This window comes from Roseovarius litorisediminis, assembly GCF_900172295.1.
Classification (GTDB): Bacteria; Pseudomonadota; Alphaproteobacteria; order Rhodobacterales; family Rhodobacteraceae; genus Roseovarius; species Roseovarius litorisediminis.
Genome location: NZ_FWFL01000011.1, coordinates 90,799 through 111,841, shown reverse-complemented (window position 1 = coordinate 111,841; position 21,043 = coordinate 90,799). Strand labels below are relative to the sequence as shown.

At 59.5% G+C, this 21,043-nt stretch carries 19 protein-coding genes; 15 read left to right on the top strand and 4 right to left on the bottom strand.

All coding sequences use genetic code 11. The features are described 5' to 3' along the window. Positions 1 to 330: 330 nt before the first annotated feature. The 5 genes from betI to PEL8287_RS17695 all read left to right on the top strand — a co-directional run bounded on the left by betI (position 331) and on the right by PEL8287_RS17695 (position 5,428). Complete coding sequence (betI, locus tag PEL8287_RS17715; protein ID WP_085893765.1) at positions 331 to 918, top strand: transcriptional regulator BetI; 588 nt, start codon at positions 331 to 333, stop codon at positions 916 to 918. Then, on the top strand, positions 915 to 2,423 hold the full coding sequence (gene betC, locus PEL8287_RS17710; protein ID WP_085893764.1) for a choline-sulfatase: 1,509 nt from the start codon (positions 915 to 917) through the stop codon (positions 2,421 to 2,423). The genes betI and betC overlap by 4 nt, the downstream gene beginning before the upstream one ends. Then, the gene (locus PEL8287_RS17705) at positions 2,423 to 3,064 is read left to right on the top strand and encodes a glutathione S-transferase family protein (RefSeq protein ID WP_085893763.1); all 642 of its coding nucleotides are present in this window, start codon (positions 2,423 to 2,425) and stop codon (positions 3,062 to 3,064) included. The genes betC and PEL8287_RS17705 overlap by 1 nt, the downstream gene beginning before the upstream one ends. Positions 3,065 to 3,162: 98 nt before the next feature. Beyond that, complete coding sequence (gene betA / locus PEL8287_RS17700; RefSeq protein ID WP_085893762.1) at positions 3,163 to 4,821, top strand: choline dehydrogenase; 1,659 nt, start codon at positions 3,163 to 3,165, stop codon at positions 4,819 to 4,821. Positions 4,822 to 5,191: 370 nt separating this feature from the next. Next, on the top strand, positions 5,192 to 5,428 hold the full coding sequence (locus PEL8287_RS17695; protein ID WP_085893761.1) for an HP1242/YdcH family protein: 237 nt from the start codon (positions 5,192 to 5,194) through the stop codon (positions 5,426 to 5,428). A 2-nt stretch (positions 5,429 to 5,430) separates the two neighbouring features. On the opposite strand, the gene PEL8287_RS17690 is transcribed toward PEL8287_RS17695, so the two are convergent. The 3 genes from PEL8287_RS17690 to PEL8287_RS17675 form a co-directional block, all read right to left on the bottom strand. Further along, entirely contained in the window at positions 5,431 to 6,240 is an 810-nt protein-coding gene (locus PEL8287_RS17690; protein ID WP_176228689.1) for an alpha/beta hydrolase, read from the bottom strand. A gap of 5 nt (positions 6,241 to 6,245) precedes the next feature. Beyond that, on the bottom strand, positions 6,246 to 7,646 hold the full coding sequence (locus tag PEL8287_RS17685) for a helix-turn-helix domain-containing protein (protein ID WP_085893759.1): 1,401 nt from the start codon (positions 7,644 to 7,646) through the stop codon (positions 6,246 to 6,248). Between the two features lie 294 nt (positions 7,647 to 7,940). Continuing rightward, the gene (locus PEL8287_RS17675) at positions 7,941 to 8,831 is read right to left on the bottom strand and encodes a LysR family transcriptional regulator (protein ID WP_085893757.1); all 891 of its coding nucleotides are present in this window, start codon (positions 8,829 to 8,831) and stop codon (positions 7,941 to 7,943) included. A gap of 114 nt (positions 8,832 to 8,945) precedes the next feature. Between PEL8287_RS17675 and PEL8287_RS17670 the strand changes: the two genes are divergently transcribed. Both PEL8287_RS17670 and PEL8287_RS17665 read left to right on the top strand, forming a co-directional pair. Beyond that, on the top strand, positions 8,946 to 10,496 hold the full coding sequence (locus PEL8287_RS17670) for a proton-conducting transporter transmembrane domain-containing protein (RefSeq protein ID WP_085893756.1): 1,551 nt from the start codon (positions 8,946 to 8,948) through the stop codon (positions 10,494 to 10,496). Positions 10,497 to 10,510: 14 nt separating this feature from the next. Then, complete coding sequence (locus PEL8287_RS17665) at positions 10,511 to 12,919, top strand: YbcC family protein (RefSeq protein ID WP_085893755.1); 2,409 nt, start codon at positions 10,511 to 10,513, stop codon at positions 12,917 to 12,919. Between the two features lie 245 nt (positions 12,920 to 13,164). On the opposite strand, the gene PEL8287_RS17660 is transcribed toward PEL8287_RS17665, so the two are convergent. Then, positions 13,165 to 14,382, bottom strand: coding sequence for a multidrug effflux MFS transporter (locus PEL8287_RS17660; protein ID WP_085893754.1), 1,218 nt, complete (start codon positions 14,380 to 14,382; stop codon positions 13,165 to 13,167). Positions 14,383 to 14,552: 170 nt separating this feature from the next. On the opposite strand from PEL8287_RS17660, the gene PEL8287_RS17655 reads away from it, so the two are divergent. From PEL8287_RS17655 to PEL8287_RS17625, 8 genes are all read left to right on the top strand, one after another. After that, on the top strand, positions 14,553 to 16,085 hold the full coding sequence (locus tag PEL8287_RS17655; RefSeq protein WP_085893753.1) for an acyl-CoA carboxylase subunit beta: 1,533 nt from the start codon (positions 14,553 to 14,555) through the stop codon (positions 16,083 to 16,085). A 92-nt stretch (positions 16,086 to 16,177) separates the two neighbouring features. Continuing rightward, positions 16,178 to 16,513, top strand: coding sequence for a hypothetical protein (locus PEL8287_RS17650; RefSeq protein ID WP_085893786.1), 336 nt, complete (start codon positions 16,178 to 16,180; stop codon positions 16,511 to 16,513). Next, positions 16,471 to 16,941 carry a DUF6497 family protein gene (locus tag PEL8287_RS17645; protein WP_235862334.1) on the top strand — a complete coding sequence of 157 codons (471 nt, stop codon included), beginning with the start codon at positions 16,471 to 16,473 and terminating at the stop codon, positions 16,939 to 16,941. The genes PEL8287_RS17650 and PEL8287_RS17645 overlap by 43 nt, the downstream gene beginning before the upstream one ends. Positions 16,942 to 17,155: 214 nt before the next feature. Continuing rightward, positions 17,156 to 17,299 carry a hypothetical protein gene (locus tag PEL8287_RS20110; protein ID WP_176228688.1) on the top strand — a complete coding sequence of 48 codons (144 nt, stop codon included), beginning with the start codon at positions 17,156 to 17,158 and terminating at the stop codon, positions 17,297 to 17,299. 174 nt (positions 17,300 to 17,473) lie between these two features. Next, positions 17,474 to 17,899, top strand: coding sequence for a hypothetical protein (locus PEL8287_RS17640; RefSeq protein WP_085893752.1), 426 nt, complete (start codon positions 17,474 to 17,476; stop codon positions 17,897 to 17,899). 78 nt (positions 17,900 to 17,977) lie between these two features. Continuing rightward, positions 17,978 to 18,337, top strand: a complete 360-nt coding sequence (locus PEL8287_RS17635; protein ID WP_085893751.1) for a hypothetical protein — start codon at positions 17,978 to 17,980, stop codon at positions 18,335 to 18,337. Between the two features lie 361 nt (positions 18,338 to 18,698). Then, on the top strand, positions 18,699 to 18,905 hold the full coding sequence (locus PEL8287_RS17630) for a hypothetical protein (RefSeq protein ID WP_085893750.1): 207 nt from the start codon (positions 18,699 to 18,701) through the stop codon (positions 18,903 to 18,905). A 135-nt stretch (positions 18,906 to 19,040) separates the two neighbouring features. Continuing rightward, a complete protein-coding gene (locus tag PEL8287_RS17625) occupies positions 19,041 to 21,041 on the top strand; it encodes an acetyl-CoA carboxylase biotin carboxylase subunit (RefSeq protein WP_085893749.1) in 2,001 nt (666 codons plus the stop codon). The last annotated feature ends 2 nt before the right edge of the window (positions 21,042 to 21,043 follow it).

Sequence of the window (21,043 nt, the reverse complement as noted above, 5' to 3'; positions counted from 1 at the left end):
CTGATTGTTGTTATGATTGATACGAGGGCCGGTCACCTCTGGAAGGTGCCGGGCGGATTCCATTGTGTCTTTCTGTGAAGGGTTACGGCCATGTGAAACATCACACTTCGCGGTCGGTAGGATCATTTTCACCAATAGGCCCGTCATTCTGGAACAAGGATTGCACGGCGAAAGTCTAGGCTGACGCGACGCGGCTGTGCAAGTTCATTGTTGGATTTATAGAAAACAAGCGTTGGCATGGCCACCTTTTTTATTGATTGACGAGTCAATTAAACATGATTAGGCGAGTCTGACAACAGAAATTGGAAAGACGTTTTAGGAGGATGTTCTGTGCCCAAGCTAGGGATGGAGCCGATACGGCGTTCGGCGCTGGTAGAGGCCACGATTCATGAAATCGGGGTGCAGGGGACACTGGATGTCACGGTAAGCCAGATCGCCAAGCGAGCAGGCATGTCGAGCGCGCTGGCACATCACTATTTCGGGTCAAAAGAACAGATGTTCGCCGCGGCCATGCGCCATATTCTGGCAATCTACGGTGCCGAAGTGCGCGGCGCGTTGCTGATGGCGAAATCCCCGCGCGATCGGATCGAGGCGATTATTCGCGCCAGTTTTGCCCCGGCGCAATTCCGGCCCGAGTTTGTTTCGGCCTGGCTGAATTTCTACGTCCAGGCGCAGAAATCGGAGGAAGCGAGTCGGCTATTGAATGTTTACCAGCGGCGACTGAGGTCGAACCTGCACTACGCCTTCAGGCAGATAGCGGGAGCAGATGCGCGGATGCTGACGCGGGGACTGGCGGCGATGATCGACGGGCTTTACATCCGGCAGGCGCTGCGGTCGGACCCGATGTCGCCCGCTGCCGCGATCGATGTTCTGTTGCATTATCTTGACACAAGCCTGGCTGAAGGATCACTTGAATGAACGCGCCTAACATCTTGATATTCATGGTGGATCAACTGAATGGTACGCTGTTTCCAGATGGGCCGGCCGACTGGCTGCACGCGCCCAACCTGAAAAAGCTGGCGGCACGGTCGACGCGGTTTGCCAATGCCTATACGGCCAGTCCGCTGTGCGCACCGGGGCGGGCCAGTTTCATGTCCGGGCTGCTGCCGTCCCGCAGTCGGGTGTATGACAATGCCGCCGAATTTGCCGCTGACATTCCGACCTATGCTCATCATCTGCGGCGGGCGGGCTATCAGACCTGCCTGTCAGGCAAGATGCATTTTGTCGGCCCCGATCAGATGCACGGGTTTGAGGAACGTCTGACCACCGATATCTATCCCGCCGATTTTGGCTGGACGCCGGACTATCGCAAGCCGGGCGAACGGATTGAGTGGTGGTATCACAATATGGGTTCGGTCACCGGGGCGGGCGTCGCCGAGATTTCGAACCAGATGGAGTATGACGACGAGGTGGCCTATCACGCCACCCGCAAGGTCTATGATCTGGCGCGCGGGCATGATGCGCGGCCATGGTGCCTGACGGTTTCGTTCACCCACCCGCATGACCCCTATGTGGCGCGGAGAAAGTATTGGGATTTGTACGAGGATTGCGAGCATCTTTTGCCCGAGGTTCCGGCGATGGATTACAACGATCACGACCCGCACGCGAAACGAATTTTTGATGCCAATGACTGGCGGAATTTCGACATCACGGAAGAAAATATCCGCCGCTCGCGCCGCGCGTATTTCGCCAACATCAGCTATCTGGATGACAAGATTGGCGAGGTAATGGAAGCGCTTGAGACAACGCGGCAAGAGGCGATCATCCTGTTTGTGTCGGACCACGGCGATATGCTGGGCGAGCGGGGCCTGTGGTTCAAGATGTGCTTCTACGAAGGCTCGGCCCGCGTGCCGTTGATGATTTCGGCACCGGGGATGGCGCCGGGGCTGGTGACGGACCCGGTCAGCAATATCGACGTCTGCCCCACCTTATGTGATCTGGCCGGGGTCAGCATGGCCGAAGTTGAGCCCTGGACCGAAGGCCAGAGCCTTGTGCCGCAGGGGCAGGGGGTTAAGCGGCAGGAGCCGGTGGCGATGGAATATGCCGCCGAGGCATCTTATGCGCCGCTGGTATCGCTGCGTTATGGTAAGTGGAAGTTCAACCGCTGCAGTCTTGACCCCGATCAGTTGTTTGATCTTGAGGCCGATCCGCATGAACTGCGTAATCTGGCGGCGGATCCGGCCCATGCGGGTACGCTTGCACAATTACAGGCCAAGGCCGAGGCGCGGTGGGATCTGGACAGCTTTGATGCCTCCGTGCGCGAAAGTCAGGCGCGCCGGTGGGTTGTGTACGAGGCACTGCGCAAGGGCGGCTATTACCCTTGGGAATATCAACCGCTGCAAAAGGCATCCGAGCGCTACATGCGCAACCATATGGACCTGAATGTTGTCGAGGAAAATCAACGCTTTCCGAGGGGAGAGTGATGTTAACCGTTTACGGTCGCGCCACCTCATCGAATGTACAGGCCTTGCTGTGGGGGCTGGAGGAACTCGGCCTCAGCTATGAGCGGCTGGATTATGGTGAAAACCATGGCGGGCTGGACACGGATGACTTCAGGGCGATGAACCCGCATGGCAAGATCCCGGTGCTGAAAGTTGGCAACCGGGCGCTTTTTGAGACGGCTGCGATCCTGCGTTATCTGGCCGGGCAGCATGGCGACGCCGCATTCTGGCCCCGCGACCCGGTGGCGCGGGCCGAGGTGGATATGTGGGCGGAATGGGCCAAGCATGACGTGGCAGAGGCATTTACCGGGCCGGTATTCTGGCGGGTCGTGCGAACACCCAGGGCGCGTTGGGATGTGGCGGCAATTCGGGGTGCGGTTGAGGCACTGGAGAACCAATTGGCCATTGCCGAACCACGTTTGGCAAAAACCGCATACCTGTGCGGGGATGATCTTAGTCTGGCTGATATTCAATTTGGCCATGTCCTGTTTCGGTACTTTGATATCGAGATTGAACGTCGGGAGTTTCCGGAGGTGCGGGCTTATTTTGACCGGCTGGCTGAACGCCCGGCGTATCGGACAGCGGTGATGCTGTCCTATGAGATGCTGCGTGACACGGTTTGAAACCTGATTGGGTGGGGGCCGCCGCCTTGGCGCGCCGCCCACCCGCCCACCCCGTCGCGCCAAGGCGGCGGTAACTCGAAAGTTGATCTGAGGTTGTGATGGAAGCGGACTATGTGATTGTGGGGGCGGGAAGTGCGGGCTGCGCCATGGCCTATAGACTGTCCGAGGCGGGCAAATCGGTGCTGGTGATCGAGCATGGCGGCACCGACGCAGGGCCGTTCATTCAGATGCCGGGCGCGCTGAGCTATCCGATGAACATGAAGCGCTATGACTGGGGGTATCGCAGCGAGCCCGAGCCGCATTTGAACAATCGAGAACTGGCCTGTCCGCGTGGCAAGGTGATTGGCGGCTCATCCAGCATCAACGGGATGGTGTACGTGCGGGGGCACGCCTGCGACTATGACCATTGGCGCGATCAGGGGGCGGATGGCTGGGGCTATGCCGATGTGCTGCCCTATTTCAAGCGCATGGAGAACTGGCACGATGGCGGCCATGGCGGCGATGCCGGGTGGCGCGGCGACAGCGGGCCGCTGCATGTATCGCGGGGCGGGCGCAAGAATCCTTTGGTGAAGGCTTTTGTCGAGGCCGGTGGGCAGGCGGGATACCCGCTGACCGACGATTATAACGGCGAGCAGCAAGAGGGGTTTGGCCCGTTTGAAATGACGGTCTGGAAAGGGCGGCGCTGGTCAACGGCAAATGCCTATCTGCGGCCTGCCTTGAAACGCAAGAATTGCGATCTGGTGCGCGGGCTGGTGCGCCGTGTGGTGATGTGCGGGAACCGAGCCGTCGGTGTTGAGGCCACGATAAAGGGTCAGACGCAGGTGGTGCGCGCGCGGCGCGAGGTAATTCTGGCGGCGTCGTCCATCAATTCGCCCAAATTGCTGATGCTGTCGGGTATCGGGCCGGCGGCGCATCTGACCGAACACGGTATCGAGGTGGTCGCCGACCGCCCCGGGGTAGGTGCAAATTTGCAGGATCATCTGGAGCTTTACATCCAGATGGCCGCCAGCCAGCCGGTGAGCCTTTACAAATACTGGAACATTTTTGGCAAGGCCTGGGTGGGCGCACAGTGGCTGCTTGGTAAGAACGGGCCCGGAGCCAGTAACCAGTTTGAAAGCTGCGGCTTCATCCGCTCTCGTGCGGGGGTGGATTATCCGGACATTCAGTTCCATTTTCTGCCCATTGCGGTGCGCTATGACGGTCAGGCGGCGGCCGAGGGCCACGGGTTTCAGGCCCATGTCGGCCCGATGCGCAGCGCCTCGCGCGGGGCGGTGACCCTGCGCAGTGCGGACCCCGAGGCCGATCCGGTCATCCGTTTCAACTATATGAGTGAAGAAAGCGACTGGGTGGATTTCCGGCAATGTATCAGGCTGACCCGTGAGGTTTTTGCGCAAGAGGCGTTCAAACCCTTTGTAAAGAAAGAGATTCAACCCGGTGCAGAAGTTCAGAGCGATGATGAACTGGATGGGTTTATCCGCGAGCATGGCGAAAGCGCCTATCACCCTTGCGGAACCTGCCGCATGGGGCGCGCGGAGGACAAAACGGCCGTGGTTGACGCCCAGGCGCGGGTGATCGGGGTGGACGGGCTGCGGGTGGCTGATAGCAGCATTTTCCCCAGGATTACCAATGGCAACCTGAATGCGCCGTCGATCATGGTGGGCGAAAAGACGGCGGATCACATTCTTGGCCGGACGCCGCTGACGCCCGAAAATGCACAACCCTGGATGCACCCGGACTGGCAGGCGGCACAGCGCTGATCCGAAGGAGCGCGCTGGCGCGCGCGCTTTATTCCGTGTCAGGCTGCGCCCGCCCCGGCGCCCGGGACACCGCGATGCCCTGTCCGGGGCGATTGTCATATCTGCCATGTTCTTTTTGAGTATTTGATTCTTTTTGAGTATTTGAGGAAAAGTGAAAGTGCAGGTTTGTTGTCTTTCAAGACAGGGGCCGGGCCCCGCCGTGCATAAACCGACAGTTACCTGGGTGCGGCGTCAGGGCTTGCGGGTGGAATTCCGGCAAGCAATGCAATGATTTTTCCCGGCAAACTTATCCATTTGATCCGGATCAAAGAGGGATCGCGCGGCAGGGCCTAGCGTGGTCTGCGAACATTGGACAAAGGAGAAAAGCGCGATGTCTCATACGCCTCATGAATTGCAGGAGGAATTCCCGGAACATGCTGACAAGATTACCAGGCTGAAACAGGCGGATGCGCATTTTGCCCGGTTGGCAGATGAGTACCATGAGGTCAACCGCGCCGTGCATAGGGCGGAGACCAATGTCGAACCGGTTGAGGAGTTGACCGAAGTTGCGATGCGCAAGCAGCGGGCGGCGCTGAAGGATGAGCTATACCGGATGCTATCGGCCTGAACTTAATGTTGGTCGATGAAGTGCCACAGCGCTGGCAGGACGTCTGAGCGCCAGATATCGGTATGGCCGGCGCCTTTTACAGCCAAAAAGCGTTTTGCTTGCGACGGGGCGGCGGTGAAAACCTGCCGCCCCTGATTTATGGGTATCAACGCGTCGTCGGTGCCGTGCAGGACCAGCAGGGGGACAGACAGGGCGCGGGCATGATCCAGGCTGTTCCAGATATTTTTCATCCGCGGGATCAGCGGTTCCAGCTGCGGGTAGGTGTGGCGGACGACGTCGGGCAACGAGGTATAGGGCGCCTCAAGCACCACGGCGGCGGGTTGGGCTGTGCCCGGCTTTGCCAGCAGTTTGAGGGCCACGCCGGTGCCCAGGCTTTCGCCGTAGATCACGGTTTGTGATGGCGTGAGACCCGGGATCAACCGGTCCAGATGACGGTAGATGTGCTGTGCGTCGCGGCTCAGGGCGGGCTCGGATGGTTTGCCGCTGCTACCCGAGGAGCCGCGATAGGCGGGGGCAATCACGCCGTAGCCACGCGCCTGAAATCGCTGAAACCGACCCGCACGATTGGCCAGGTTGCCGGCGTTGCCGTGGAAGTAGAGGATTGTCGGCTGGCCCGGTTTTGGGGCAGCTGTCCAGAGGATCAGGCTTTGGCCATTGGTTTTGACAATGCGCTCGTGCAGTGCAGGCGCACCTGCGCTGGAAGGGCTTTGACGTTTTTTATCAAAGGGATATACGGCCTGAACCTCGATCCGGTTCAGGTTGGCAAACAGGCCGCCGGTCAATATGGCCAGCAAAAGGGAAAGCCTCAGCATCCACTTCATCCCACCTTGTAGGGTAGCACGCCGCGTTCATCGGGGGTGATCGACAGGCGGCGTTCCAGCGGCGGAACCGAGCGTTGGTGGCATTCGGTGCGTTCGCAGATCCGGCAGGAAATGCCGATCGGTTCGAACGCGCGGGCGTTGGTCACGTCCAGGTTGTCGGCATAGACCAGCGCCTCGGCGTGTTTGATCTCGCAGCCCAGGGCAATGGCAAAGCGCCGCACAGGTGCACCAAAAGACCCACCGGGTTTGGACACGTCGCGCGCCAGGCTGATATAGCGCACGCCGTCGGGGGTTTCGGCCAGCTGGCGCAGGAAACGACCGGGGGTTTCAAAGGCGCGGTGCACGTTCCACAGCGGGCAGGCCCCGCCAAAACGGGCAAATTGCAGCAGGGTGGCCGAGTGGCGCTTGGTGATCGTGCCGGCCTGATCGACCCGGACAAAGAAGAACGGAATGCCCTTGGCGCCGGGGCGTTGCAGGGTCGACAGGCGGTGGCAGACCTGTTCGATCGAGGCGCCAAAGCGGTTTGCCAGTATTTCAAGGTCGTGCCGACACTCTTTGGCGGCCCGAAGAAGGGCGCCGTAAGGCATCAGGGCCGCGCCGGCGAAATAGTTGGCAAGCCCGATTTTGGCGATGGCCCGGGCTGCATCCGATTGAAATCGGGCAAAATCCAGCGTCGCCTCAAGCAGTTTGTCCTGCGTCAGCAGCGCCAGCTGCAGCAGGATCTGAAAGGTCACGGTTTCGGGCAGGGCGCGGGATGACAGGTAAAGCATGCCAGTTTGCCGGTCGTAAAACCGCAGTCTGGGGCTGTCGGAATAACTGACCTTGATGCCCATCTCTGACAGGCGCGCGATGGCGATGTCACGGATGCTTCCGGGGGTTTCCGAGGAGGTCGCGAACCGTTCGGCGGCCCGGTCTACGGCGTCGATATAGTTGTCGCAGTAGTGGAAGAAATCGCGCACCTCGTCCCAGGGGCTGGGTTGGGTGCGGGCATCTTCACGACCCAGGGCTTCGTCCAGGGAGGCCAGCCTTTCGTGGGTCTGCCGATAGGCGCTGTGCAGTTCCAGAAAGGCGCGCGCCAGCGCCGGGGCGTTCGAGGCGGTAAGGCGCAGATCGGCCAGCGGGGGCGGATCATCGGCAAAAACCGGATCGGCAAGGGCCTCGCGCATGTCGCTGACCATGCGTTCGGCATCGCCGGTGCTGAGTTCGGTCACGTCAAAGCCGAATTCCTGCGCCAGGGCCAGAACCACGGTGGTGCTGACGGGTCGGTTGTTGTTCTCCATCTGGTTCAGATAGGGAAGTGAGACACCCAGCTTTGCCGCGAAATCCTTTTGTGTCAGCGCAAGGCGTTGGCGGGTTTCACGCAGTTTGGCACCGGCATAGAGTTTCTGAGGGGGCATGGCGGGTTCCCAGGTTTGCAGATTAGCTATTATTGCAGGTTAGATTTGCAAAGCGTCGGGTGCAAGCCATGCCAATCCTGGACCGAAATTTGCAATCATCTGGGGGTAGGGCTGATAAATGGACTGAAAGCGCCAGATGACTGGTAAGAACCCGAAGCGGACATGCTTCCATTTCTGATTTGGCAGAAGCAGCGATCTTGTCGGCAAAGCCAAAGCAAGAGAATTTCCCGGTCCCAGCAAGTCGAACAGCCTTTGGTAGCTCGGCAGTCTGCGGATTGCACGCATGTTTGCACTTCAAGACAAAAACGCGGAACTGGTACTTCGCTCGAGAAGATCCTGGACCAAGGGATTCGGGAACCGGCGCCGTAGCGTGATGGCGAAAAAGGTTTCCTTGATCAGAGGGTGCTCTTTGGCTTCCTTGAGCCGACCGGAGTTCAACTCATCCTTCACAACAATCGGTGCTACAAGCGCAAGCCCGATATCCTCTCGTGCCAAAAGGCGCATCATGGCCATGTCGTCCACCTCGGCTGCGATTTGCGGGCGCACGGATAACCGGCTGGCCATGGCGTCGAAAGCGGTGCGCACGCTGCTGTCGGTCGTGGGCAGAATAAAGGGCTGATCGAGGAGAAGTTCCCTGATCGGACGGTCCGGATCGAGCCTCTCTGGGGAACCAACGATGCTGACGTCCTGTTCACCAATCTGGTGCGTTTCGTACGGTGTCAGGCTGTCGTCTGGTGGCGGGCGGTTCATGAGCGCCAGGTCGAGATTGAGCGTTCCCAATCCTTCAAGCAATTCAGTAGGACTGCCTGAGCGCAGGATCACCTCAACATCGATGCGAGACAGAATCGGCCCCAGAAAACCGATCTGGAAGTTGCGCGACATGGTTGCGAGCGCGCCCACCCGCAACGCTTTGCGGCTTTGAACGGTGCCCGTCAGGGTGGCGACAAGTTCCTGGCCGGTCGAGAAAATCGCATCCGCGTGGTCCAATGCAATGCGTCCGGCCTCGGTCAGGTGAAGCTGCCGCCCACGCCGTTCGAAAAGAGCATGGCCAAGACGTTCTTCCAATTGCTTGATCTGAACTGACAAGGCCGACTGCGACAGGTTCAACCGCTGTGCCGTGCGCGTCAGGTTCCCGTCATGCGCAACCGCCCAAAAATACCGGAGGTGATGATAGTTCAATGGCATAACGTTCTATTTAATGGAACGATAACTCAAGAACAATGAATTTTTATTGCCAGAACTTCTATCCTAACCAGTTTCCAAAGGTCTTTGGCCGCGAAAACTAAAAGGATCTCGATCATGGCTTATCTCTTTTTGCCTCTTGTCAGCCCACTTGTCCTGCTGGCGGCGGCACTTCATGCGGCCCGAAACCCGGGGCGCCGTCCGGGAATGGTGCCACAGATGACCGAGGCTGCCGCTTTCGCCGCCTTCGTGGTCGCGGTGGTGGCTGCAACGCTCCTTGTGATCAAAGGCGACGGCACATCGCCATTGATCGGACTGTACGGCGTTGGCCTGTCCGTGCGGCTCGACGCTGTGAGCGCGGTGATGCTGGTGCTGGTCAGCTTCATCGGCTGGATTGTGCTGCGCTATTCCAAGACCTACATGGATGGAGAAGCCCGACAGGGGGCATTCACCGCCTGGATGTCCGTGACGCTGGCGGCTGTCCTGTTCATCGTAATGTCGGGCAATCTGTTTCAGCTTTTCGCGGCCTGGACACTCACCAGCGTGTCGCTAAACCGGCTGCTCCTCTTTTACCCCGAGCGCGTAACTGCACGGCGCGCCGCCCGCAAGAAAGCACTCGTCGCGCGGCTGAGTGAAGGCGCTCTGGCAGGTGCTGTCATTCTGCTGATCACCGCAACCGGGACCAGCGACATCGAAACTATCCTGACTACGATCGAAGCCAACTGGCTGACAATGGTGGCCGCCCTGCTGATCGCCGTCTCGGCAGTGTTGGCATCGGCGCAATTCCCGGTACATGGCTGGCTGACCGAAGTGATGGAGGCCCCAACACCGGTATCCGCCCTTCTGCATGCGGGTGTTATCAATGCGGGCGGGTTCCTCTTGATCCGGTTCGCGGACGTGATGCTTCTGGCTCCGGGGGTCATGGCACTCCTCGTCATGCTTGGGGGGTTCACTGCGCTGTTCGGTGGTCTGGTGATGCTGACCCAGCCGGCGGTCAAGACGTCGCTGGCGTGGTCGACCATCGCGCAGATGGCCTTCATGGTCATGCAATGCGGTCTGGCGCTGTTCCCGCTGGCCTTGCTGCATATCGTGGCGCACTCGCTGTACAAGGCGCATGCGTTCCTCAGTTCTGGGGAGGCCGTGCGCAATGTCGCGGCTATCCGCCGCCCCGGACCGATTGCCGTGCCAAGTGCGCGCAACGTCTTGCAGGCCTTTGCCATTGCCATCGTCATCTATGGTCTGGTCGGCACCATTCCGGGGTTTGTTGGGAAATCGATCCAGGCCATGGCCTTGGGCGTGATCCTGATCTTTGGCGTTGCCTACCTGCTGGCGCAGGGCTTTGCCGATGCGGCACCGCGCGCGTTGATGCGGCGCACTGCAATCTATGCCTTGGTGACTTCGGTGAGCTATTTCGCCCTTCAGGTCGTCGCGCAGTCTCTCACCGCCGGTAGCTTGCCCCCGACCCCGAGCCCCGGTCCCCTGGAGTGGGCCCTCATCATCCTTGCGCTTGTGAGCTTTGGCTTTGTCGCCGTGGCTCAGGCGACATTCCCGCTGTGGGCATCGCACCCGGCGGCAGCCGGACTTCGCGTTCACCTGACCAACGGTCTTTATGCCAATGCGATCTTCGACAAGCTTCTGGACGGACGGTCCAAGCGCTCAGCAGCCTGAAAGGAACAAACCTCATGTTTGCAAAACTCGAGTCCTACCCCGCCGCCCTGTTGGAACTTGTCGCCGAAGCCAACAATGTCGCCAAGGCGATCCCGCCGCTTTTCCCGCTTTCCGCGAATGTTGCGGTGAACCCTTTCCTGGGCCAGACCGGTGAGACCCTGGCGGTCACCGCTGCGCGTCTGGCGCGGGTGGGCGGCGCCCGGATTACACCTTCGCGCGCGCACTGGGCCAGCAAACTGGACGCAGGTGAAATCGCGGAAACGGACCTGCTGGATGCATTGACTGCGGTCGAAGGGCGGTTCCATGTGCTGGGCCTGCAGGACATCAAAGCCGCTCTGGAGGATGACACACCCGAGCCCAAGGCCTTTCCCACTGTGGCTGAGTTGGCGGCGGAGGTTTCGGGCATTGACTGGCCGGGGCTGATCGAAGACCGCATTGGAGCATGGGCCGCCAGTTATTTTGACCAGGGACAGACTCTCTGGCAGCAGGCCAACACCGGAGGGCCCTTCAAATCCTGGCGGGATTTCGCCTCGCGCGATCTGACCCCCGAGATTCAGGGCCTGACGGGCTTTTGTGCCTTTGTCGCTGAAACCAACCGGTCGCATTGGCGTGCCATAGGCCGCGCTTCGGAAAAGCTCGGAGTGACCACCGGTTCCGCGACGACCGCGTTCCACCGTTGGCTGATGACGCTGGGCGGATGGGCCCAATACGGGCGCTACCTTTTGTGGCAGGCGGAACTGGATGGCGAACAGGAAAGCACCGTGACCGAGCTTCTGGCTGTCCGCATGGTGTTCGATGAAGCGCTGTTTGAACTCTATGAAGAGCAGATCGCGGCGCGTTGGGCAGAGGTTATCGCGGCCCACCAGACACTTGTCATTCCTTCAAGGGATCTTGTCATCGACGCGGTGCTCCAGGACGCCGCTGAAAGGGCACAACAGCGTATTCTGGCAGACAAGCTGTTTCGGGGCAAACCGCGCAAGGCCCAAGGCCGTCCGGATGTGCAAGCGGCCTTCTGTATCGACGTTCGCTCCGAAGTCTTCCGTCGCGCACTGGAAGCGCAGGACAATAACATCGAGACTATCGGTTTTGCCGGGTTCTTCGGGCTGGCCAGCGCGCACAAGGCCGCCGGCTCGGATGTGACCGAACTGCGCGGGCCGGTTCTCTTGCAACCCGGCATGACATCACAGGCGGCCGAACCCAAGAAGGCCGATCTTGACCGCCGCCACACCGCACGGGCTAAGCGGGCCTGGGGCCGGTTCAAGCTGGCTGCTGTATCGTCTTTTGCCTTCGTGGAGGCCACAGGGCCGCTCTATGCAGGGAAACTGGTTCGGGATTCGCTGGGTCTTGGCGGCAAGGCGACAGCAGAACCTACACCCCGGATAGACCCGGCAATCGACCTTGAAACACGTGTTGGACTGGCGAAGTCAGTGCTGACCGCCATGTCACTTACAGACAATTTTGCGCGGATCGTATTGCTAACCGGTCACGGCGCCGACGTGACCAACAATCCGCACGAAAGCGCGTTGCAGTGTGGTGCCTGTGGCGGTTACGCAGGGGACGTGAATGCCCGGCTTCTGGCTGGCCTTTTGAATGATCGTGGCGTGCAGTTTGGGTTGCGTAAAAACGGGATCGACATCCCTTCGGACACGGTGTTCCTGCCCGCAATGCACCATACAACGACTGACGAGGTGACCCTCTTCGAGCAGGATTTGCCGCATGGTGAAACAACGGGCGGGCTCACACAGCTGAAAAAGTGGCTGGCCGCGGCCGGGAGCCTCGCCCGTGCAGAGCGCACGCAACGTCTGCCGCGCGCGGCAGGAGCAGCGACCGTCCCACACCGGGCACGGGACTGGGCCGAAACACGTCCCGAATGGGGGCTGGCTGGATGCCGTGCCTTTATCGCCGCGCCGCGCCACCGCACTGACGGCGCAGACCTGTCCGGGCAGGCATTCCTACACAACTACGACTGGCGTCGCGATGACGGGTTCGGCGTTCTTGAATTGATCATGACCGCCCCTGTGGTCGTCGCCAGTTGGATCAGCCTTCAGTATTACGGCTCGACCGTGGCGCCGACCCTGTTCGGTGGCGGCAACAAGCTGCTGCATAATGTGGTGGGTGGCATCGGAGTTCTGGAGGGCAACAACGGCGCCCCGCGTCCGGGTTTGCCGTGGCAATCAGTCCATGACGGCAGCAGGTTGCAACACGATCCGCTGCGCTTGTCTGTGATCGTCGAAGCACCACGCGAAGCAATGTCCGAGATTCTCACGCGCCATCCCGGTGTGTGCGAGCTTTTTGACAACGGGTGGCTTCACCTCATCGCCATGGATGATGAAGGCAGGCTGTCCTGGCGCTATCGCGGAAATCTGAGATGGACACGATTTAAAGATCAATCCGATTACACACACGCAATAGCAGCGGAATAGTCCGTACTTTCCGCCCGCGCGGATAGGATTGGGGGCGACGTATTGGTGTTTCAGGTGACCTGCGACGCTACCGATACAGAAATGCGCCAGGGCAACAGACTGCTCCGCACATCAATATGTCCGCTTTGTCCGCAAGGCAGCCATAGGTGCAAACCGGTCGACTTGCACGAAACCAGCGAAGCGGGCGTTGCCTGGGCTACCCGATTTCAGACGATAAGCCTGGGCCAATCAGGGGCGCGGTTGTTTCAGGGGTGCGCCAGCCTGCGCTCTCGTCTGATAACCAGAATAATGGCAACAACGGCCAGCAGGGCGGTGACCAGCATGATCCAGAGCAGGGGAAAGGCACCTGAGCCGGGGGTCAGCAGCGCACCTGCAAGGGCCGAGAGGGCCGCGCCGCCGCCGATCATCAGCGCACCTGCCAGCCCGCTGGCGGTGCCGGCCAGATGTGGGCGGACGGACAGGGCGCCGGCGGTGGCATTGGGAATTGTCATGCCATTTCCCAGACCCATAAGGGTCATCAGGCCAAAAAAGCTGAGAGCGGTGCCCAGGCCTGCGTAGAACGACGCAAGGTTCAGCGCGATCCCGGCGGCATTTACGATGGTGCCCCAGAGCACCATCCGGTTGACGCCGATCCGGACGGAAAACCGCCCCGACAGGAAATTGCCAAGAAAGTAGCCGATGGCAGGGGCGCCGAAATATAGCCCCAGTTCGGCCGGTTCCAGCCCGAATACCTTGTCCCCGACAAAAGGGGCGCCCCCGAGATAGGCAAAAAATGCCCCCGACGACAGGCCTGACGCAAACGCATATCCCCAGAAACGCGGTGAGGTCAGCAACTCGGGGTATTCGCGGAACTGCCCGGCCAGGGTGCGGCCGCTGAGGGGGGCGGTTTCGCCCAGATCAGCCCACATCAGCCAGAGAACAAGCATGCCAAGCACCAGCAGCAGCCAGAAATTTGCCTGCCATCCAAACCACTGGTCCAGAAAGCCGCCAATGGCAGGGCCGACCATCGGGACAACGGCCATGCCCATCGTAACATAACCCATCATGCTTGCGGCCTGATCCTGCGGTACCATGTCCCGCACGATGGCGCGGCTGAGCACCATGGCCACGACGATGGCGGCCTGCATCATCCGGAATCCAAGGAAAACATATACGTTCCCCGACAGGGCGCAGCCCAGTGTCGCCATTAAAAACAGGACTATTCCGGCCAGAACAACCGGGCGGCGCCCCCACCGGTCCGAGATCGGACCGATGACCAGTTGCAGCACTGCATTGACCGTGAGATAGACCGCAACTGACAATTGCATCACGCGGTAGTCGGTGCCAAATTCCTTGGCCATTCCGGGAAGGCTGGGCAGAAATATGTTCATCGCCAGCGCAGCAATTCCCGCAAGCAGGATAAGCGTTGCTATATGCGGTGGCGTGGTGCGGTCGAGAAACCGAACCTGTAGGTCATTGGTCATAACCCAATGGGTAGGAGGGCGCTATGGTGATGTCCATGTCAACGCGGGATGGTTTGCAAATTTACATATATTCAAAATAGGGTTTTCAATATTTTGCAAATTTGCGGGATTCTGCTTTGTTACCTGTGGTTTTTTGCCTATTGTAGCGGAAAAATCGCAAGGGGACCGCCATGAAAGATATCCTTCAGGTACTGGAAGACCGCCGCACCGAAGCCCGCATGGGCGGGGGTGAGCGCCGGATTGAAGCGCAGCACGCCAAGGGCAAACTGACAGCGCGCGAACGGATCGAATTGCTGCTGGATGAGGGCAGTTTCGAAGAATTCGACATGTTCAAGGCGCATCGCTGCACTGATTTCGGCATGGAGAAGGTCAAGATGCCTGGCGATGGTGTGATCACTGGCTGGGGCACGATCAACGGTCGGATGGTCTATGTGTTCAGTCAGGATTTCACGGTGTTCGGCGGCTCGTTAAGCGAGACCCACGCCGAAAAGATATGCAAGATCATGGATATGGCGATTCAGAATGGCGCGCCGGTCATCGGCATCAACGATTCCGGTGGCGCGCGCATTCAGGAAGGCGTGGCATCGCTGGCGGGTTATGCCGAGGTGTTCCAGCGCAATATCATGGCCAGCGGTGTGATCCCGCAGATCAGCGTCATCATGGGCCCCTGTGCCGGTGGCGCGGTTTACAGCCCCGCGATGACTGATTTCATCTTCATGGTCAAAGACAGCAGCTATATGTTTGTGACCGGTCCTGACGTGGTCAAAACCGTGACCAACGAGGTGGTGACCGCAGAAGAGCTGGGCGGTGCCAGCACCCACACGCGCAAATCAAGCGTGGCCGATGGCGCGTTTGAAAATGATGTCGAAGCAATGGCCGAAGTGCGCCGTCTGGTCGATTTCCTGCCGCTGAGTAACCGCGAGAAAGCGCCTGTGCGCCCGTTCTTTGACAAGCCGGGCCGGGTAGAGGAGAGCCTTGATACGCTGATCCCCGACAATGCCAATACACCTTATGACATGAAAGAGCTGATTGAAAAGATCGCCGATGAAGGCGATTTTTACGAAATTCAGGAAGACTTTGCCAAGAACATCATCACCGGCTTCATGCGGCTTGAGGGGCAAACCGTGGGGGTGGTGGCCAATCAGCCGATGGTGCTGGCCGGTTGTCTGGATATCGACAGCAGCCGCAAAGCGGCGCGGTTTGTGCGGTTTTGCGATTGTTTTGAAATTCCGATCCTGACGCTGGTGGATGTGCCGGGCTTTCTGCCGGGAACGTCACAGGAATATGGCGGCGTGATCAAGCACGGGGCCAAGCTGCTGTTTGCTTACGGTGAAGCGACCGTGCCGAAGGTGACGGTGATCACCCGCAAGGCTTATGGTGGCGCCTATGACGTTATGGCGTCAAAGCACCTGCGCGGCGATTTCAACTATGCCTGGCCCACGGCCGAGATTGCGGTGATGGGGGCCAAAGGCGCAACCGAGATCATCTATCGCGCCGATCTGGGCGACCCTGAGAAGATCGCGGCGCATACCAAAAGCTATGAAGATCGGTTTGCCAACCCGTTTGTCGCGGCCGAACGCGGCTTTATCGACGAGGTTATCACACCGCGCAGCACCCGGATGCGTGTGAGCCGTGCCTTTGCCTCGCTGCGCAACAAGAAGCTGTCCAACCCATGGAAAAAGCACGATAATATTCCCCTCTAAAGCGGTTGAACACAGCCCGGAACCCAGTGAATGTCCAATTCGGACAATGGTGCCGCAGCGATTCCGGGCCCTTTGGAAAGATCGAAAAGCAAATGCAAGACAAGCACTGGCATATCCTGGAGGAGGACGGCGTGTTGACCTATGCGCGCCGGGTGCCGGTGCGGTTTGATCTGGCGGTGCGGACCACTTTGCCAAGTGGCTCGCGCCGCCGGATCGCCCGGCAGATCCGGCAGGATATCTGGCGGGTGCTGCGCGATCTGCGCGGGTTTTCTCCGGTGGTTCAGGTGACGCGCGTTGACGCGGGTCTGGACGTGATTGCAGGCGGGCAGGTGGATGGCAGATTTGCACGGGCCATGGCCGAGACAAGGATTGGCGAGGTGCTGGAGTGTCCCAGGAACCGCGCGCGCTGGATGCGGTGGGCCGCATGAAAGCAGCCATGATCACAGGCGCTTTGTTGGCGGCTGCCGGGGTCACAGCGGGAGCGTTGTGGATGGGCGGAGGTCAAAAGCCCGTGGCGCTGGCCGATCAGGGAATCCTCTTGCCGTCTGGTCTGGAGGCCGAACTGCAGGAGATGCTGTGGAATGAACCCGGCAGCGGGCTGGTGTACCGGTTTCGGTTTGTGGCGCCCGCGTTCAAGGGCGGGGACGGGGATTTTGATCAGCTGAGGGCTGATCTGGAATATCTGTGTAACGAATATGCGCTGGCGCGCCTGTCCAATCTTGGACCTGTGCCCCGTCAGGTGATTATTTCACTTGCTGACCGTCCGTCGGAATTTGGGGTGGCCGACCCCAACGTAACGCAGGTTTTCGAGGCCTATAGCATCGAAAATGACACCTGCATCTGGGAGATGTTTTGATGGATACACAATATGTTGCGGGCCAAAGCTTAGGTGGTTGCACGTTTGAGGCTTTCGGATCACATGCGCGGGCGTTCGCCTTTGACGCGTATCCATTTTACTCATTTTCCAGTATGCTGCCGCGCGGTTGCAAAAACGCAAACCGAACCTTGCAACTGAGGCAGGCACGGGGGATTTTTCCCGGTTTGTCTTCGTTCACATACAGGAGAAATAAATGTCGAACAGTATCAAGAGCCTGCTGGCCATCAGTCTGGTTGCCTTCGTGGCGGCCTGTGCCCAACAGGCAGAAGACGAATTCGTTGTCGTCGACCCGGAGCCGATTTCGGTCGAACCGGTTCACACCGGCAAATACAAGTAAAACCTTCGGGCAAAGTTCGGGGCAGGCGTTTGCGCCTGTTCCGGCGCAGGTTTCATTGTCCGCTGTTGGTGCGGAGATTAACCTAGATCAATTCATCCCAGATTTTGTTCGATATTCTGCCCGTGCGCACGGCGGTAATTGCTGTGTGTTTCTATCTTGGAAGGGTATTGAAGAATGTTTGGAAAAACAAAAACAATCTTGCTTGGTGCGGCAATGGCCAGCCTTGCCGCGTGTGCGCAGCAGGAAGAGCCGACGCCTGTTGGTGTCCAGCCGACTTTCACAAAATATGGCGAGGCCATGTGTCCGGAAGGCTATGCACTGTCCGGAGACGTCTGCCTGCCTGCCGGTTACGCTGGTGCCTCAACTGCGTCGGCAGGGGTTGCCGACGCAAACGGCAACGAAGATGGCGCATCCGGAACCGGTGATTCAAGCGACGGCTCGGAAGGTGATCCCGGATCAGATCCCGGATCTGACCCCGGAAGTGATCCGGGTACAGGGCCAGGACCGGATGCGGGCTCTGGGCCGGGTGCCGGGCCTGGGCCGGGCGAGGGAACTGGTCAGGGCCAGGGTAGTGGCCAGGGTCAGGGCGGCGCAGTCTGACATTTACCCGTTCCCCCGGTCAATTGAACTGGTCGGGGGGGCCTTGTGGGGCGCCTTCGCTGATAGCGAGGGCGCATCATGCTGAAGCATCGCGGGTTTCCGGGCCGTCTTCCCGGATCGGATTTTCAATTTACCGTAAGACGCGCCAATCCCAAGGGCGCGACACCTTTGATCCCCCGAGAGCGGTATCGTGATCGCAAGTCGGTTGACCGGCGCGCGGACGCGGCCTTTGTGCGAGCGTTGTGGGAGAATTTTGGCGATCAGCCGTTTGAGCGCGGCAATCTGGACGCCGGGCGGCTGAACTGGCTTTTCGGTCGTGAGGTATTACCTGCCGAAGATCCGTTCGACCCGGCAAGCTATGACGCATTGCTGGTGCTGGACGTCGAGGCGGCGCGCGCCTCCTTTCCTGATGCATTCAGCGACGGGGAGGGGTGGTAGTGTCTTCGATTGGCGCGATTTTGCCCATGACTTGCGGATTTACGCGGAATGCAGCCGATGTGGTTGCGCTGTTTTCAATCCGCTTGGAAAACCGGGGAATTGTGTGCAGCGTCAATGGCGTAGTGGAGGCCCTCCCCCAAGGGGCTGAGACATTAAGTCTAATCCGTTACCCTTCCCCTGAAGGGCGGCTTTGCGCGTTGTGGTGCAAGCCGCCCACTTTTTTGTTTGGTGCTGCAGGTCGGCGTGATCGGCGAAGCTTTGCCGTTATAGGTTCGCGGGTGCAGACTGGTTTTGACGATGGCCGTGGATTGGCGTTGAGTGTGCGGAAGAAGCCCAATAACAAAATACGAGGCAAATTAAGATGCAGTCGATTCTTACAAAAACCCTGGCAGTCACGGCCCTTGTCGGCCTGTCGGCCTGCGGCGATACAATTCCTGAACAGGCTGTTCTGGGGGGCGGCGCCGGAGCGATCACAGGCGCGGTCGTTGGCGGCAGTGTCCTTACCGGTGCAGCTGTCGGCGCGGCAGGGAACGTCGTCTATTGCCAGACCTACCCAAGCCGCTGCTAACCTGATCCTCCCCCGCACAGGGGGCGCTGAAAAGAATAATCAAACCATCGGTGCGTTGCCGCGCGCCGGTGGTTTTTTGCATGCCGGATCCGCGCGCAACGTCGCGTGGCCAAGAACCAAAAGAAGGGACGAGAGATGTTCAAGAAGATCCTGATCGCCAATCGCGGCGAGATCGCCTGCCGGGTGATCAAAACCGCCAAAGCCATGGGCATTAAAACGGTCGCAATCTATTCCGACGCAGACCGCAATGCGCTGCATGTACGTATGGCGGATGAGGCGGTGCATATTGGCCCGTCGCCTGCCAGCGAATCTTATATCGTCATTGAAAAGGTGATGGAGGCCGTGCGCCAAACCGGAGCCGAGGCGGTGCATCCCGGCTATGGTTTTCTGTCGGAGAATCCCAGGTTTGCCAAGGCGCTGGAGGCTGAAGGCGTTGCCTTTGTCGGGCCGCCGGTGGGGGCGATCGAGGCGATGGGCGACAAGATCACCAGCAAGAAGATCGCGCAAGAGGCCAATGTCAGCACCGTGCCGGGCTATATGGGCCTGATCGAAGACGCCGAGGAGGCGGTGAAAATATCTAATCAGGTCGGCTATCCGGTGATGATCAAGGCCAGTGCCGGCGGCGGCGGCAAGGGCATGCGGATTGCTTGGAACGACGACGAGGCGCGTGAGGGCTTTCAAAGCTCGAAAAACGAGGCGGCCAGCAGTTTTGGCGATGACCGGATTTTCATCGAGAAATTCGTGACCCAGCCGCGCCATATCGAAATTCAGGTGCTGTGCGACAGCCATGGTAACGGGATCTACCTGAACGAGCGGGAATGCAGCATTCAGCGCCGGAACCAGAAGGTTGTCGAAGAAGCGCCCAGCCCGTTTCTGGACGAGGCCACCCGCAAGGCCATGGGCGAACAGTCGGTCGCATTGGCGCAAGCGGTGAGTTATTCCAGCGCGGGGACGGTGGAATTCATCGTTGATGGAGACCGGAATTTCTATTTTCTCGAGATGAACACGCGTCTGCAGGTGGAGCATCCTGTGACCGAGCTGATCACCGGTGTTGATCTGGTCGAACAGATGATCCGTGTGGCTTATGGCGAAAAACTGGCGCTGAAACAGTCGGATGTGAAAATCAATGGCTGGGCGATTGAAAACCGCCTTTACGCCGAAGACCCCTATCGTGGGTTTCTGCCTTCCATTGGCCGTCTGAGCCGCTATCGCCCACCCGAGGAACTGGCCATTGAAGGCGCTGTGGTGCGCAACGATACCGGCGTCTATGAGGGCGGCGAAATCAGCATGTACTACGACCCGATGATCGCCAAGCTGTGCACATGGGGCCATACCCGCGCCGAGGCAATCGAGGGGATGCGCAACGCATTGGACAGTTTCGAGATTGAAGGCATCGGGCACAATTTGCCGTTTCTGGCGGCGGTGATGGATCATCCGATCTTCATTGCCGGAGAAATGACAACCGCTTTCATCGACGAGCAATATCCCGATGGGTTTGAAGGGGTTGGACTGAAAGAAGATGCCCTGCGCCGGATTGCCGCCAGTTCTGCGGCGATGCATCGTGTCGCCGAGATACGCCGTACCCGCGTGTCGGGCCGGATGGACAATCACGAACGCCATGTCGGCAATGATTGGGTTGTCAGCCTGCAGGGGATGAGCTTTCCGGTGACGATTGATGCCGATCCCGCCGGATCGACGGTGCGGTTTGAGGATGGCGACAAGATGCGCGTCACCAGTGACTGGACACCGGGTGATCAACTGGCCACGCTGCAGGTGGATGGATCGCCCCTGGTCCTGAAGGTCGGCAAGATCAGCGGCGGCTTCCGCATCCGCAGCCGGGGCGCAGATCTGAAAGTGCATGTGCGCACCCCGCGTCAGGCTGAACTGGCCGCGTTAATGCCCGAGAAACTGCCACCTGATACATCCAAGATGCTGCTGTGCCCGATGCCCGGCCTGATCGTGAAGGTCAATGTCGAGGTTGGCGACGAGGTGCAGGAAGGGCAGGCGCTGTGCACGGTCGAGGCGATGAAGATGGAAAACATTCTGCGGGCCGAAAGGAAATCGGTAGTGAGCAAGATCAATGCCGGTCCCGGTGACAGTCTGGCGGTGGATGATGTGATAATGGAGTTCGAATGAAT

Coding starts and splice junctions, on each gene's coding strand:
- betC (WP_085893764.1), top strand. CDS start 915: ATGAACGCGCCTAACATCTTGATATTCATGGTGGATCAACTGAATGGT.
- PEL8287_RS17705 (WP_085893763.1), top strand. CDS start 2,423: ATGTTAACCGTTTACGGTCGCGCCACCTCATCGAATGTACAGGCCTTG.
- betA (WP_085893762.1), top strand. CDS start 3,163: ATGGAAGCGGACTATGTGATTGTGGGGGCGGGAAGTGCGGGCTGCGCC.
- PEL8287_RS17695 (WP_085893761.1), top strand. CDS start 5,192: ATGTCTCATACGCCTCATGAATTGCAGGAGGAATTCCCGGAACATGCT.
- PEL8287_RS17690 (WP_176228689.1), bottom strand. CDS start 6,240: ATGCTGAGGCTTTCCCTTTTGCTGGCCATATTGACCGGCGGCCTGTTT.
- PEL8287_RS17685 (WP_085893759.1), bottom strand. CDS start 7,646: ATGCCCCCTCAGAAACTCTATGCCGGTGCCAAACTGCGTGAAACCCGC.
- PEL8287_RS17675 (WP_085893757.1), bottom strand. CDS start 8,831: ATGCCATTGAACTATCATCACCTCCGGTATTTTTGGGCGGTTGCGCAT.
- PEL8287_RS17670 (WP_085893756.1), top strand. CDS start 8,946: ATGGCTTATCTCTTTTTGCCTCTTGTCAGCCCACTTGTCCTGCTGGCG.
- PEL8287_RS17665 (WP_085893755.1), top strand. CDS start 10,511: ATGTTTGCAAAACTCGAGTCCTACCCCGCCGCCCTGTTGGAACTTGTC.
- PEL8287_RS17660 (WP_085893754.1), bottom strand. CDS start 14,382: ATGACCAATGACCTACAGGTTCGGTTTCTCGACCGCACCACGCCACCG.
- PEL8287_RS17655 (WP_085893753.1), top strand. CDS start 14,553: ATGAAAGATATCCTTCAGGTACTGGAAGACCGCCGCACCGAAGCCCGC.
- PEL8287_RS17650 (WP_085893786.1), top strand. CDS start 16,178: ATGCAAGACAAGCACTGGCATATCCTGGAGGAGGACGGCGTGTTGACC.
- PEL8287_RS20110 (WP_176228688.1), top strand. CDS start 17,156: ATGTCGAACAGTATCAAGAGCCTGCTGGCCATCAGTCTGGTTGCCTTC.
- PEL8287_RS17640 (WP_085893752.1), top strand. CDS start 17,474: ATGTTTGGAAAAACAAAAACAATCTTGCTTGGTGCGGCAATGGCCAGC.
- PEL8287_RS17635 (WP_085893751.1), top strand. CDS start 17,978: ATGCTGAAGCATCGCGGGTTTCCGGGCCGTCTTCCCGGATCGGATTTT.
- PEL8287_RS17630 (WP_085893750.1), top strand. CDS start 18,699: ATGCAGTCGATTCTTACAAAAACCCTGGCAGTCACGGCCCTTGTCGGC.
- PEL8287_RS17625 (WP_085893749.1), top strand. CDS start 19,041: ATGTTCAAGAAGATCCTGATCGCCAATCGCGGCGAGATCGCCTGCCGG.